The sequence below is a fragment of the Variovorax robiniae genome, assembly GCF_037889955.1.
Taxonomy (GTDB): domain Bacteria; phylum Pseudomonadota; class Gammaproteobacteria; order Burkholderiales; family Burkholderiaceae_C; genus Variovorax; species Variovorax robiniae.
In genome coordinates, this window is record NZ_JBBKZS010000016.1 from 65684 (window position 1) to 80406 (window position 14723).

Genomic DNA, 14723 nt, shown 5'->3' on the forward strand with positions numbered 1-14723 from the left:
CTCGTTCAGCGGTTGCGGAAGATCTCGCGCCAGGTGATGCGGCCATCGGTGCAGGCGCCGCAGCGGTTGACCGTCCTCAGCGTGCCGTCGCCGGCGGAAATGATGGAGCGGAACAGGCATTGGCCCGCGCAGACGCCCGGCGTGCCGGCGCTGCCGTCCGGGTTGGGCGGCGGTGTCGCGGGGATCCTGAACTGGCCGCCGCTGGCGCCTTCGAAGTAGTTCAGGTTGCTGATTCCGACGGCCCCTGCGGTCGTCACGCCCGGCACCGCGCCGGGGATGGCCACGCCGTTGATCGGGTCGAGCGCCATGTCGAAGGAGTTGCCATCGAAGCGGCAGCCGTTCGACGTGGCCGCCGGGGCCAGCGAGCGGATGTTGACGCGGTTGGTGTCCTCGCCGAAGGGGTTGAACACCACGCCTTCCGATGTCACCGGCAGGTTCGCATACCAACCCAGTTTGCCGCCCGTGTAGCTGACCGTGGCCGAGGTGATGTACCGGATGCCCGAGGTGTCGGTCAGCGTCTGCTGCACCAGGTTGGTCTTGCCCGTGGTCAGCGTGCCCGTGGTGCCCGGCTTGTCGTAGATGCCGTACATGGTGTTGGTGTACACCGAGGTCATCGGGTAGTCGTTCGACTCGAGCGCCTTGCCGGTGCCAAACACCAGTTGGTAACCGCCCTGCGGGTTCGGGAAGGTGGTGATCGGCGTGGTGATCGGTTGCGGCGTGGTGACGGTGCCGACCAGCGTGGTGGCCTTGTACAGCGGCACCGGGTTGTTCGACCCGTCGACGTTGGCGATCTTCCAGTTGGCGGGGTTCGCGTTACTCACGTCGAACTTCCAGACGTTGCCCTTCAGGTCGCCGGCATAGATGCGGTCGATGATGCCGTCGTTGTTGGTGTCGATGGCCGTGGGCGATGCGAGCCCGTTGTCCGCGCCATCGCCCGTGACCACGGGCGTCACGATCTTGATGAACTCCGTGCCCGCGACCCAGCTCGTCGCGCCGGCCGATGCGGGACCATCGGCGAACAGGATGTAGAGCGCGGCCCGGCCGGTGGCGCTGTTGTAGCCATTGCCGTAGATCGCGGCCCACTTGCCGTTGGCCATGTAGCCGGACTGGAAGGGCTGGCCGTTGGAACGGGAGTTGGTGCGGCCGGTGATGTAGCCCATGTCACTGGGTGCGGTCTCCGATGCGTCGGTGAACTCCCACTTGACCAGGTTGGCGCCCGAAGTTTCATTGATGGTGTGCGGCTTGGTCACGTCCAATGCGTAGACGCCCTTCGCGCCGCGGCCAAAGGCGCCGAAGAGATAGGTGGCCCAGTTGCTGCCCAGCTTGACGTCAGCGGCCATGACGCTGCCGTCCATGGTCAGACGCTCGGTCGACTCGCCCAGGTAGAAGTCCTTGGCGGTGAGGGCCGTCAGCTTGGAATACGGCGGCGCCGAGGTGGTGGTGTAGAAGGCGCGCGGCAGGTAGGCGAAGAGTTCACGTCCGTCGTTGCCGTCGAAGGCATGCAGCATGCCGTCGTTGGCGCCGACAAAGACCGCGGCCCGCGCGTTGTTGCCGTTGGCCGCGACGATGCCGGTGCGGAAGGCGCCGTAGCCGCCGCCGTACTGCGCGTTGGTGTAGCCGGCGGACGGCGTGCCCACGTACCAGGGCGTGGAGTTGATGATGGCTCCGAGCCTGGACGTGCGGATGCGGTAACCGGTGGCGGATTCGTTGGATGCGTCGCCGCGCAGCCAGTCGAGGCGGCTGGAGCCGTTCGTGTCGACCACGCCGTTGGCCGGGTTGGTGTTCAGCGCGGTCTGCTGCGTCGTGGAGAGGTTGCCCCATCGGAAGGCGACCGGCCCCGTGTCGCGCAGGGTGAGCACGGTGCGGTTGCCGTTCCATCCGAGGCCGCTGAGCGCGGTCGTGAGCAGGGTGCCGGCCTTCCAGTCCTCGGTGAGCCTGACAACGCCGTTTGCATCGAAGCTGTAGCGTGCGAACTCACCGCTGTTGTCCGCATCGATGGCGCTGCCCACGGTCTTCGGCTTGACGTTGTAGGTGCTGGCATAGACATAGCCGCCGGTCTGCGTCCGGGATGTCGTGGCAGCGGCTGGCGCCGCGCCGCCGGCCGTGAAGACGGCCTTGAACACGCTGGCCAGCGAACGCTCCAGTTGCGCGGGGTCGATGGCGTAGAAGTACTTGTCCGGAATGCCGTCGCTGCCGTCGCTGCCGTCCACCTTCTTCGAATCCCAGGCATTGACCGGCAGCACGGAGCCGGAGATGTAGTTGCTGACCACGTTGCGATCGAAGCCGCCGTACTTGGCCGCGTACCACATCGGGTCGCGCAGGGCTTCGCCGGTGACGCCGGACATGGTGAAAGTGGCCGTCGTCGCCCCTTGTTGGACATAGCAGCCATTGCAACCGCCGCCGCTGAGGTTGGTGGCCGGCGTGACCGTCACGGGCGGATTCGGGTCCGCGTAGGTGGCGCCATTGATGCCGGAGTGCATGTGCACGCCATCCTTGTCGGTGCCCGCGATGGCGTAGCCGAAGCCGAGCGCATAGGGGGTGGACTGGAAGGCCGCATAGGTCTTGACCGCGATCGTACCGTTCAAAACGTTCACGGTGTATTCCAGCGTGCCCCACATGTCCTGGTCGTAGTCGCCGCCCTGCTCCGAGTCTTCCCACTGCACCACGAACTTGCCGCTCGTGGCCGACTGGTTGACCACGCGGAAGTCGACCAGCGCCCCGCCGCCGCCGGTGCCGGAGAACAGGCGCATGGCGGGCTGGATCACGACGAACTTGCCGGCCTGGTTGGGCACCGGGATCTTGATGCGCGGCGTGGAAGTGGCCAGCGCCACGCCATAGGTGTCGACCTTGAAGGCGTCCGTGAAGATGGCGCCCAGCGGAGTCGCGGTGTCCCGTATGCGGTTGGTGTGGGCGTATTGCGCCGCGCCCGCCATCAGGAAGCCGCCGTAGCCGGTGGGCGCTTCAGGGCAGATGCCGACGCTGTCGGCCAGCGCGGAGATGGTCTTGTCGCTGCACAGGTTGTTGGTATTGCCGGTGGTGCGGCCGACCGTCCACTTCTTGCCTGTCGCGTAGAGGCCTTCGGCCGATCCGATCTCGTTGGTGAGCGTGGTGACGATCGCCTGCGACAGGCCCCGCACGCCGGTCGCGCTGGCCCATTGGTCGTTGTCGTAGGAGCTGACGCTGGCATTGAAGTTCACCACGCTGGAGGCCCGGCAGCTCACCGCGCCGAAAGTGGCGACCGTGCTGTCCGCGAAGGGGTCGGTCCAGGCGGCGACGGTGAGGCCCAAGGCCGCATCCTTGCCGCCGCTGGTGTTGAAGTCGCCCGTGGGTGCCCCGCCCGCGAGATAGCGCAGCGACTCCAGGTAGATCTCGCCGATCGGGTTGCCCCAACTGGCGCAGCGGCCCTCGACCAGCCCGATCAAGCCGAAGTCGCACTGGTCGTTGCCGAGGTAGGTGCCGTCGCCGTAGTCGTAGCCGTAGATGCGCAGCTTGTTGAGCGTGGAGACGATGCCGTCGACGTTGTTGAAGATGCCGCTGGGCAGGTCCACTTCCGGCGCGAAGGGCGCGACGTTCTTGCGCAATACGCCGCCCGAGATGTTCTTCTGATAGCTGCCGGTCATCAGGCCGAAGCCGGCCTCGTTGCGCTCGCCGTACTTCTGCAGCAGCCCGACCGGCTTGTAGTTGCCGTTGGGGTAGAGCTTGCAGCGGTTCTTTTCGTCCTCGGTGAAGGTCCAGGAGTTGGGGTTGGCGGTGGTCAGGTCAAGGCCGGTCTTGCAGACCTGCACCCTGACGGTGTACGTGCCTGCGCTGAGGCCGCTGCCGCCGGGGCCGAGGGCCTGGCCACCGGAGCCGCGCGAGGGGTTGCTGCCGCCGGCGGTCAGCCCGGTGACGGAGGAGTTGTTGCCGTTGCTGGCGCCCTTGTCCTCCGCCCAGTAGCACTGCCAGCGCTCGTTGGAGTTCCAGAGGGAATAGTTGCCGCTGGCCACCAGCATGGCCGGCGGGCCGGGTGCGTCGTGCGAGAACTGCAGGCTGCCGTTTCGGAACGTGGCGTTGCAGATGGTGATTTCGTTGGTGGTCGGCGTGAAGGGCGTGAGCTTGTTGATGTCGGTGTTGTTGTAGTACTTGGCGAAGGCATGCGCATCGGTCGGCAGGTGCGCGCGCTCCAGGATGGTGTTCGGCGTGGTGTCGGTGGAACGCATGCCGCCATAGAGGATGCGGCGGATCACGTCCATCCGCGTCATGGTGGCCCAGTTCAGGAAGTTGCCGCTCCACTCGTTGGTCCCGGAGCCATAGTTGCAATAGTTGGTCGCGTCGACCTTTCGCGTCGGCACGTAGACGTTGGCGGCCGTGTCGTAGCTGTAGCAGCGCTGGTTGTCGAAGTAGCCGTAGTACTTGTAGCTGTGGCTGTACTGCGTCTCGATGACGCCGTCGCCGTCGAGGTCGGAGAACTCGTTGTAGGCCTTGTAGGAAAGCTGGTGGTCGCGCGACAGGTTCAGCATCACCATCGGGGAGCCCTTGGTCTCCGTGAGGTAGGGCGGCAAGGGGGTGAGGTTGACGGCGGAGGCGGAGGTCGTGAAGAAGCCGGTGGCCAGCAGCACCATCGCGCCGAGTGCACACATGAGCCAACGGTTCTGGGTGCGTGCGTTCATTTCAGCGCTTTCACGGTGGTTTGCAGCAGGACTTGCGTCGTCGGGTTGTCGCTGGTGCCGCTGGCGCCATAGCCCGTGGCCGAGACGCGGTACACGTAGGACTCGCCCAGCTTGAAGTACTCGATGAGGTAGCGGGGCTGCCTTGCCACCACCGGCAAGGCCGTTGCGCCCGTGTAGGCTCCGTAGACGGCGGCCCGGTCGTCGATGGTCCAGTTGTCCTTCAGCTCCCACACGGGCGTCGTGGCGTTGGGCAGGCACAGGCCCAGCGCGCAGGTGGTGTCGAACTGGTCGGCGGTCTCCGGGGCGATGGGCGTGGTGCGGCACTTGGGCGAGACGCAGGTGCCCTTGATGTCCTTCTCCGCATCGCGCAATGCCGACTCGGCCGCCTGGAAGGCCAGCGTGCGGTCGGCCTCGTTGCCCGCGATGCGCGCCGAGAGCGTGGAACTCTGGATCGCGGTGATGCCGAGGATGCTCAGGATGATGAGGAACATCATCACCAGGAACAGCGAGATGCCGCGCTGCCGTTGCGCGCTGCGGCGAGGCTGGATGCGGGCGTGTCCGAAGGTCATGGGGTTCATGGCGCCGCCGTGTTGCGCAGCGCCACCGTGGCGCGATAGGTGCGGTAGCTCTCGGACGGGCCGGCCGTGATGGCGGTGCCGTAGCAATCCGTGTAGCCGGTGGCGGTGTCGTTGCCCGACGCCTGGATGGTCCGGGCCAGCACGCAGACGTCGACGGCGGCGATGTCTTGCCAGTCGGGCGCGGAGGTCGGGATGGGCACCACCTTGCCCGCCGTCGAGATGTAGTTGAAGGCCAGTTGCTCGATGCCCGGCACCATGGGCTGGCTGCGCAGCACCAGGCCGACCGGCACGCCGTTCACCACCGGCGTGGCGTCGGATGCGCAGCCGAGTTGCCCCATCGACTTGGTGCCGCTCGGCGTCTGCACATTTACTTGCGAGACGAAGAAGTAGGAGCGCACTTCGTAGGTCTGCACGCCGCCCGCGAGCTGCTTGCTCGCGGCTGCGGCATTGGTGCAGTCGTAGCCCTGCTGCTTGCCGCCGGTGGCTGCCGGCGTGTCCGTCTCGTAGCGCGTGAAGATCGCTGCCGAGGGGCGCTGGCCTGTGGGCGTGGCGGTCCGGCAGGCGAGGTCGGCCATCGTCAGGGCTGCGGTGGAATTTGCATTCACGTAGCCGAACTCGCAGCCCGCGAGCTTGTCGCCCAGCGGCAGCGTGGGACCGGGCGCCGTCGGATCCACCATCGCGAAGCCGGCGCTCTGGATCGACTTGGTCAGCAGGTTGATCGCGAAGCGGCCGTTCTCCTCCATCTGCGAGTTCTCGGAGACGGCGTTGTACGACTGCTTGGAGTACAGGTAGATGGCCGAGGCGATGATGACCAGGATCAGGCCGATGGTCAGGGCGACCATGAGTTCGACGAGGGTGACGCCGCGCTGTCGCTGGGGGCGGCGGGGACGGCTGGGCGAATGAGGGCGCATGTCGTCTGGCTCCGCTGCGTTCACGGGATGATCGTGAAGTTGCGGCAGCGCACGCCTGCCGGCGCGGCCGCTGCAGTGGGGCAGCAGTTGCGTGCGTCGATGCCCGTGGGGGTTCCCGAGCAAGTCGGAGTCTGGTCGAGGGCGCCCGCCGTGGTCAGGAAGTCCTTGTCCATGTACATCGAGGTGACCACGAAGCCGTCGACCCGCGTGCCGGTGATCTGCATGGCGCCCTGCGGCAGCAGCGTCTGGGCCTTCAGCAACAGGTCCGTGATGTCGTCCGCGGCGATGTCTGCTGCGCTGCACGTGCCCGTGGTGCGGCAGTTGAGCTTGGTCCGCGTCGCGGCCTTGCCGGTCGCATAGTTTGCGTCGTACTTGTAGTTGGCATCCACCGCCTTGGGATTGGCGCGGATGCGCTCGCCGATGTCACTGGTGATGTCCGTCACGCGATGCATCGACCAGGCGGACTTCTGGAAGGTGAGGCCGCTCGCTTGCAGGCCGGCCAAGCCCAGCAGGCCGAAGGACATGACCAGCAGCGACACCAGCGCCTCGATCAGTGTTGCGCCCTTCAGTGATGTTTGCCGATGCTGGTGCCTTGGCGCGCGTGGCGGCTGGTGGCGGTCAGGAGTGGGTTGGCTCATTTCCGCGTCTCCGGGTCAGAAGTCGGGACAGGTGGTCAGCGCATAGTCGGCGACGCGGATGCGGCCCACCTTGCTGACGCAGATCGTTCGACCGAAACGGGCCTTGTAGGCGCTGTCGGCGGTGATCGCGTAGATCTTGAAGAGCTGAGCCTGGCGCGCGTAGCCGGCGCTGCCGAAGATCAGGATGCCGGTGCCGGAGCGGTCCAGCCCCATCTGTGAGTTGGCCGAATCGACGGCCGGCAGCGTTTTGAGGAGGATGTCGCCGGTGCTGAAGGCGCCATCGGCATCGACGTCGACGAAGGCCTGGATTTCGTAGGTGTTCCAGGCGGTGGTCGAGACACAGGCGTTGCTGCTGGCGTCCTTCGGGCAGATGATCACGTCCTGGTTGCGCACGATGGCCTCGCTGCGCGCGAAGTTGGCGAGGCCAATGAAGCCGTTGACGCTGGAGGAGAGACGGTTGCCAACCACGAAATCTCGCATGCTGGGCATGGCGAGGGCGACGATGACGCTGAGGACGACGACGGTGACGAGCAGTTCCAGCAGGGTCACACCGCGGGACGAGGCCGCGTTCGACTGGGAAAAGGACACAGCGCGTTTGTCACACATGTGTCAGATTGTGACCAAAATGCAACCAAAGTGTTACCGCCTGTCCCCACAACGGTGCCGTTTGTCGAGTAAGTGACTACCAACAGCCTACATTCTTTCTAGAGGTGTCCAACGGAATACTGTTAATCGCGCCGCGGACACCACAGCCCAAAGCAACCTGATCTGTGCATGCCCGCGTTGTTTTTGGCACAGCTTGGGACCTCTGCAGTCATATCGCATTTGCAATTGATTCACAATCTCCTCTAGTCCGGCAGGGCGTTCTGAAAGTCTTCGAAATTCGAAGGCAGGCCGATGCGACAACGTTTCGCATCCCAATCCTGGACAATTGAGTCATGCTTACCTTAGTTGATCGGCACACGAACAATGCTCGCTAGAGCGGGCGCAACCGCGCTGGCGCTGCTGTTGATAAGTCGACTACTCGGGGTGATTCGGGAGTCCGTTCAAGCGGCCGCCTTTGGTGCCTCAGGGTTTGGCGATATCGTCGTCTTGATGCTCGCGCTACCGGATTGGTTGACAGGTATTTCCATAGCCGGGGGCTTGGCCTATGTCCTGCTTCCGCATTGGGCTGCACTTGAGCAGCAGCCCCATTCCGTGACGAACGTTGCGCGTCTGCAGCGGCAAATTGCTAAGACTTTATTAGGGGGCGGCGCTCTTGCAGGACTGGCAATAGGAATTGCGGCACCAGTCCTCCCGGAATGGCTTGCCCCCGGCTTACCGTTAAACCTGACATCGGATGCGATAGCGGGACTGCGTTGGAGCGCTATCGCGCTGCCACTCGCGCTGATTGCCGCGCTCTGGAGCACCCGGCTACAGCATGAGCACGACTTTGCAGGCTTGTACTCGGCAAACCTCGTGGTCAACACGATGTTGATCACCGGCATGATTGCGATGGGAAGCTTGTACGGCGCGCTATCGACTCCCCACGAGATGGGCGTCGTCCTGTTTTGCGCGATGGCCGGTCGCCTCGCATGGCAAGGCGTTCGCTTGAGCAAGCTCAAGCCGCAGATCCTTGTTGCAAGTGAAGCCCCAATGCCGGCATTGAAGCTGCCACCCGTAGCGAGCTGGGTCTGGGCCGCGTTGGCGTCGGGCCTTCCGCTGGCATTGCCGTTCGCAGCGCGATCGCTTGCGTCGTCATCGGGTGAAGGCTCACTCGTGACATTCAATTACGCATGGAAGCTGGTCGAACTGCCTTTGGTGCTGGCCGTGCAGGTCGTCGCAAGCCTCTCATTTCCGTCGCTAACACGCGCTTTCGCAGCAAGAAGCGAGGTTTTCTCTTCGGTCCGCAAAAGCTTCGCGCTTTCTTGGGCAATGGGGTGCGCAACGGCCAGCGCGCTGGTTGTCGCATCGCCCGCACTGTCGCAGATCCTCTTCGGATGGGGGCGGATGACGCCCGACGCCTTGGCACGCATTTCCGACTGGAGCGCAATCGGCGCTTGGGGCCTTCTTCCGCAAGCCTTAACTGCAGTTGGACTTACCGTGCTGGCTACGCTCCGCAAGATGCGTTCTGCCGTGTTTGCCTACGCGATCGCACTGATGTTCCTCGTCGCCTCAGGATCGCAATGGCAAAGCGGAGCGCAACTGATGTGGATCATGAACATTTCATCGCTCTTTGTCGCGACTTCGGTATTGAGCACTATTCGCAGAGCTCTGAACGAACGGACCGACCAGGGTCCGTGGCTACCGTGGCGCGAGATGTTGTGTCCGCTTGCAGTGACATGCCTCGCTGGCACCTTCACCGTACCCACAGACTCTCGCGTTGTCGGCATCTCCGCCGCGGTACTCGCGGGCGCAATCACGATTGCTGCTGCGTGGCTTAGCGGCCCCACACTGCGCGAAGCAGTCCGCCAATAATTCAAGCGGCATACATGCTCGAACTTCTCCAGATCACCAACGACCCAGCATTGGCCCGACGCTGCGATGCAATCGGAGGGTTCAGATTGTTCGTGGACCTTGAGCAACACGGCAAGGCTCAACGACAGGCCGGACGCAACACCTTCATCAGCTCACATGTGCTGGCCGACATCGCTCCCGTCAAATCGGTGTTGACCCATTCAAGACTCATGGTTCGCGTGAACCCACTGCATGGCAGAAGCGCCGAAGAGATCGATGCTGTCATCGCGTGCGGGGCGGACGTGCTGATGCTTCCGATGTTCAACAGCGCGGACACCTTGCGACAATTTTGCGATCTGGTACGCGGCAGGGTCCCGGTCTCGGCATTGCTGGAGACGGCGGGCGCACTGGCAAGCATTGAAGAGTGGGCGTCTACGCCCGGGTTGCAGGAAATCTACGTTGGCCTCAACGACCTTCATATCTCTCTTGGCCTTCGCTTCGTATTCGAACCCTTGGCGCTGGGCTATGTGGAGCAGATAGCGGCCGTCGCCAAACGCCGCGGTCTGGACTTCGGATTTGGCGGCATTGCGCGACTTGCGGAAGGCCTGCTGCCCGGCCGCGACGTACTCGCTGAGCATGTCCGCTTGGGCTCAAATGCGGTCATCCTGTCGAGGACCTTTTATGCGAGCGAGAGCACGGTTTCACTCGAGCAAGAGGTCGCGGCACTGAGGGAAGCCGAGACCCGACTGGCTTCCCGTGACAACGACCAGGCTGCGCGCGAATCGCAGGCCATCAGGGAAAGTGTGGTGACCATAGCGGCGAGCCTGCGTGATCGAGATCGGCAGCAGGAGTTCCACTCTTGATGAAGCGATCATTCGACATTGCGTTTTCGTTGCTCGCAACGATCCTGTTGTGTCCGCTGTTCGTCCTGACCGCGATCGCCGTGTTCGCCGAGAGCGGACTTCCGGTGTTGTTCTCACAACCCCGTATTGGCAGACGGTGCAGGGAGTTTCGAATGTTGAAGTTCAGGAGCATGGTCAAGGACGCCGCCGCCCGCGGACCCTACTTCACGGGCACGAACGACCCACGAATCACGCGTGTAGGCCGCTTTATTCGCAGAACCAGCATCGACGAATTGCCGCAGTTGCTCAACGTCCTAAGGGGCGACATGAGTCTGGTCGGTCCACGCCCTGACGTACCGGCACAGCGGGAACTGTACAACGATGCTGACTGGGCTGAACGTCACAGCGTGCGACCGGGCATCACTGGTCTTGCGCAGGCGTTGCTGCGAAGCGAAGCGTCGCAAGCCGACCGATTGGCGCTGGACTTGCGCTATGTCCGCGAGCTGAGTTTCTCTCTGGACTTGCGTGTTCTGTGGTGGACCTTGGGCCGCTTCAGCGGCAAAGGAGCCAATTGAATGTGTGGCATCTTTGGCTATTGGGATCGTGCGGGCTCCGCATTGGATGACGCTGCGCTTGCCGCGATGGCGGGAATGCTGCGGCATCGCGGCCCTGACGACGAGGGCATCTGCCACACCCCCCAGCGCGGAGTCGCCCTCGGCAATCGCAGGCTCTCGATCATCGATGTCGGCGGAGGGCATCAGCCCTTTGTCAGCGACGATGGCCAAGTGACGGTGGTGCAAAACGGCGAGATATTCAACTACATCGAGTTGGCGCAGCAATTGCGCCGTGAAGGGATTCGGCTCCGCACCCACTCCGACACCGAAGTGATCCTGCGCTTGTACGAGCGAGAAGGAATTGCCTGCCTGACGAGGCTCAACGGGATGTTCGCCATTGCCGTCGATGACGCGCGCGAAGATGCTCTTTACCTGGCGCGGGACCGCGTGGGGGAGAAGCCGCTCTACGTCGCAGAAGACGGTGAAAGGATGCTGTTTGCCTCCGAGATCAAGGCATTTTGGCCTGCGGCACGTGCCGGCCTTTCACGCGACGCGCTCGATCTTGAGGCCATTCATCACTACCTGACTTTCAACTACGTCCCGCCGCCTTGGACTGTTTATCGCAACGTTCGCCATGTAATGCCGGGCACCTGGAAGCGTTTTTCGCGAAGCGGCGTTAAGACTGAGCGTTGGTGGCGACTCGCCGACCAGCGCGAGAGACCAATGGAAGAAGGCGCTTGGCGGGAAGAATTCTTGGCCTTGCTTGACGACGCCACCCGCATCAGATTGCGCGCAGATGTTCCCTGGGGAGCCTTCCTGTCGGGCGGCGTGGATTCGAGCACCATCGTCGGCCTGATGTCACGGCATGTCCGCGACCCAGTCAAGACCTTTTGCATCGGCTTTGAAGACTCGCGCTTCGACGAATCCCGTCACGCCCAGGAAGCCGCCCAACGCTTTGCGTGCGACCACACGAACGAGGTCGCCGAACTCAATATGCTCGACCGTTGGCCGCAAGTGCTTTGGCATCTGGACCAACCGCACGGCGATGCGTCATTCATGCCCACGCTGCGAATAAGTGAGTTGGCGGCCAAGCACGTGAAGGTGGTCCTGACGGGCGACGGCGGGGATGAGTTGTTTGCGGGATACGACAAATACGCAGGCTTTTTTGCGCAATCGGAGATGCAGATCATGGGTGACTCTGATTTCCGGCGCGCCTACTTCGACAGCATTTCGCTGTTTTCGCCAGGCGCCAAGCAAGCCCTATATCGTCCGGAGATTCGAAAAACGTTGAATGGGAGCGAAAGCTATGCTGATGTAGCAGAGCCATGGTTCGAAGAGGGTGCGCACTTTGGGCGTGTCAACCAGGCGCTTCATCTAGACATGCAATTGCTCTTGTCCGGCAACAACCTTGTCAAACCTGATCGCATGGGAATGGCGATGAGTATTGAGGCGCGCGCACCGTTCCTTGATCATCGCCTCGTGGAATTCGCATTCCGCGCACCGGATAACACGAAACTCATACCGACAGAGACAAAACATTGGTACAAAAATGCAGTTGAGTCTCTGATCGGCACAAGCCTTGCCCGTCGACGAAAGCAGATGTTCACGGTGCCGGTAGGTGAATGGTTCCGCAGTCATCGCTATCGTTGGCTTTGCGATGTAATTCGTAACAGCGCCTTGCTGGGCACACTATTCGATGTCGCAGTCATGGACTCGATGATTGAAAGGCACCGCAACGGAACTGCAAACCACACGCGGGAACTGAGAGCGTTGGCCGCGATTGCGCAGTGGGACACAAGAAGCCGACTTGGCCACCCGCGTGGTGCCATTGCTCATGATGATGCGTAGAGATTTGCCGCGTTGGCTGTTCGTATCCTACGGTGGCGGCCATGTGAAGGCGTTGCTGCCGGTGGCGTTGCGGGTGCGTGAGTTGGGTTTGGCGAGCCCCATATACCTGGCACTCACGACTGCTGCGCCGGACGTACGCCGAACCGGCATCCCCACGCTGGGTTTCCGCGATCTTCTTGAACCGGGTGACCAGCGTTCGAGAGAGCATGGCATGCGCTTGGCAGCGGAACTCAAGGTGCACGCGACCGAGTACGAAGAATCTGTCGCGTACTTGGGACTTTCGTACCGCGATTTGGAAGATTCATTGGGACCGCAGGGGGCAACAGCAGAATATGCCCGGTATGGACGGCAAGCGTTCCTTCCTGTTCCAACGCTGAGGCGTGCGTTGGATCTCTACAAGCCATCGCTGGTTGTTGCTACCAATTCACCCCGCGCCGAGCAGGCTGCGATCCATGCAGCCAACCAACATGGAACACCGGCCGTGTGCCTTGTGGATCTGCTTGGCGTGTGGGAGCAAGCTCTGCTTACGCAACCGACCTATGCGGACGCCCTTTGCGTTCTGAACGCAAGCGTCCAACGCCGCCTAATAGAGGCCGGTCGAAAAGAATCGCAAGTGCGAGTAACCGGCAACCCTGCATTTGACACCATCAACAATGTAGAAATGCGAGATCTGGGCAGGCGTTATCGCGCTCAAGCCGGCTGGGGCGCCCTGCATGTGTGCCTTTATGCATCGTCGCCTGAACCAGAACAAATTCCAGGGGTGGCGGGCGTAGGCGATCCTGCCCTTCCTCGACGGATCGAATCGGCACTTGTCGCAGCTGCCCTTAAAAACCCGCACATGGCCTTGTGGATCCGCCGGCACCCGAGCGAGGTTCCAATTGATTCGGAGCGCTATTCACACTTCCGCATCAGGGTATCAACGACCGACATGCCCTTGCACGCCTGCATTCACGCCAGCGACGAAGTGATCGTAACTACGTCAACCGTGGGGATTGAGGCGTCTCTGGCGGGCAAGTCCGTCGTGCAAGTGCGAGGCTCCATCCTGGATCACCTTGCGCCATACCTTGAGATGGGAATAGCACGCAAGGAAACAAAGTGCGAGAGCCTATTGACGTACTACTGTCATCAATTCGGCGAGGAAATTTCGGCACCGGCGGTAACGACGTGGCCCAATTCTGACGACGCTACTGGACAAGTCGTGCAGGTACTTCAGGAAGTCTGGGGCAATTCACATGATCGCTGAAGGCATCAAGTCGGTCGCATTGGAGGAAGCATCGCGCTACTTTGAGCGAATGCCCATATCAGTTCGTCCGTTCAGTCTGCATCCTTGCTATGTGGAAGCTGACGCCGTTCGGACACCACGACTGCAACCAATCCACCTTGTATATGAATCGCAAGGCGATACATGGATGCACAGTTTTCATCGAGGACAAGACCCTGTTAGCGGATTTTGGGACGCAAGCTCACCCTACGGCTACGGCGGCCCCCTCTTTACCAGTTCTGATTCCGAGTTCTTGAACCTGGCGTGGGCCGCCTACGTTCAATGGATGCGTGAACAATCCGTAGTCGTCGAATACCTGCGCTTCCACCCCATGACGGGAAACGATTACTGCTATCCCGGTAAGGTCACACCGAACCGCGAGGTAGTTTGGATTGACTTGGAAGCAGGCGATTGGACGGGACAGTACGCACACCGATTGAGATATTCCCTGAAGAAGGCAAGCAAATTCGCATTGCATGTGGAGGAGACGCCGCTATCCGTACACGTGAGTCGCTTTGGCCGCTTTTATCGCGATGCGATGGCGGAAATGGGCGCAAGTGATTTTTACTTTTTTACTGACCGCTATTTTCAGCTGTTGGCATCACGCCCGGACGCCCAACTAGCCGTTTGTCGCCAAGGCAGTGAGGAAGATGCTCCCTGGCTGGCTGCTTGCGTCTTGCTTCGAGGCTCAAGCATTTCAGAATATCATCTGGCGGGAACTACTGCGGAAGGACGCGCAGTCTGCGCATCCAATTTTCTGTTGCACGCTTGCACACGTTCCGCCAATAAGAGCGAACAGAAGATTTTTTACTTGGGCGGGGGCACTGATCCGTCCTCTGAGAACCCCTTGCTATTTTTTAAAGGCTCGTATTCTCCGCTGCGCAGGACGTACAAGACCGGAACCCAACTCTTTGACGCCGCACGCTACGCGCAGCTTAGAGAGCTTTATCCAGACGCAATCAAAGCTCATCCTGAACGGCCAATTTTCTATCGGATGGTATAGCCA

The 14723-nt window shown here is 62.0% G+C and carries 11 protein-coding genes; 6 read left to right on the forward strand and 5 right to left on the reverse strand.

Annotated features, from left to right (window positions below; all coding sequences use genetic code 11):
- Positions 1-5 precede the first annotated feature (5 nt).
- The 5 genes from WKW79_RS27570 to WKW79_RS27590 are packed head-to-tail and all read right to left on the reverse strand — an operon-like array spanning position 6 to position 7382.
- Entirely contained in the window at positions 6-4649 is a 4644-nt protein-coding gene (locus WKW79_RS27570; protein WP_340338420.1) for a pilus assembly protein, read from the reverse strand.
- A complete protein-coding gene (locus WKW79_RS27575; protein WP_340338421.1) occupies positions 4646-5218 on the reverse strand; it encodes a pilus assembly PilX family protein in 573 nt (190 codons plus the stop codon). The genes WKW79_RS27570 and WKW79_RS27575 overlap by 4 nt, the downstream gene beginning before the upstream one ends.
- A 5-nt stretch (positions 5219-5223) precedes the next feature.
- Positions 5224-6138 (reverse strand): PilW family protein, encoded by a 915-nt coding sequence (locus WKW79_RS27580; RefSeq protein WP_340338422.1) that lies wholly within the window; start codon positions 6136-6138, stop codon positions 5224-5226.
- Between the two features lie 20 nt (positions 6139-6158).
- Positions 6159-6776 (reverse strand): type IV pilus modification protein PilV, encoded by a 618-nt coding sequence (gene pilV / locus WKW79_RS27585; RefSeq protein WP_340338423.1) that lies wholly within the window; start codon positions 6774-6776, stop codon positions 6159-6161.
- Positions 6777-6791: 15 nt separating this feature from the next.
- Positions 6792-7382, reverse strand: coding sequence for a GspH/FimT family protein (locus WKW79_RS27590; RefSeq protein ID WP_340338424.1), 591 nt, complete (start codon positions 7380-7382; stop codon positions 6792-6794).
- 363 nt (positions 7383-7745) lie between these two features.
- Between WKW79_RS27590 and WKW79_RS27595 the strand changes: the two genes are divergently transcribed.
- From WKW79_RS27595 to WKW79_RS27620, 6 genes are read left to right on the forward strand one after another with little or no spacing between them, the layout of a single operon-like run.
- Positions 7746-9233, forward strand: coding sequence for a lipid II flippase MurJ (locus WKW79_RS27595; protein WP_340338425.1), 1488 nt, complete (start codon positions 7746-7748; stop codon positions 9231-9233).
- Positions 9234-9247: 14 nt separating this feature from the next.
- On the forward strand, positions 9248-10075 hold the full coding sequence (locus WKW79_RS27600; protein WP_340338426.1) for an aldolase/citrate lyase family protein: 828 nt from the start codon (positions 9248-9250) through the stop codon (positions 10073-10075).
- Positions 10075-10629, forward strand: a complete 555-nt coding sequence (locus WKW79_RS27605; protein WP_340338427.1) for a sugar transferase — start codon at positions 10075-10077, stop codon at positions 10627-10629. The genes WKW79_RS27600 and WKW79_RS27605 overlap by 1 nt, the downstream gene beginning before the upstream one ends.
- Positions 10630-12456 carry an asparagine synthase (glutamine-hydrolyzing) gene (asnB, locus tag WKW79_RS27610; protein WP_340338428.1) on the forward strand — a complete coding sequence of 609 codons (1827 nt, stop codon included), beginning with the start codon at positions 10630-10632 and terminating at the stop codon, positions 12454-12456.
- On the forward strand, positions 12416-13699 hold the full coding sequence (locus tag WKW79_RS27615) for a hypothetical protein (protein ID WP_340338429.1): 1284 nt from the start codon (positions 12416-12418) through the stop codon (positions 13697-13699). Before asnB ends, WKW79_RS27615 begins: the two co-directional genes overlap by 41 nt.
- A complete protein-coding gene (locus tag WKW79_RS27620; protein WP_340338430.1) occupies positions 13689-14720 on the forward strand; it encodes a hypothetical protein in 1032 nt (343 codons plus the stop codon). Before WKW79_RS27615 ends, WKW79_RS27620 begins: the two co-directional genes overlap by 11 nt.
- Positions 14721-14723: the final 3 nt, after the last annotated feature.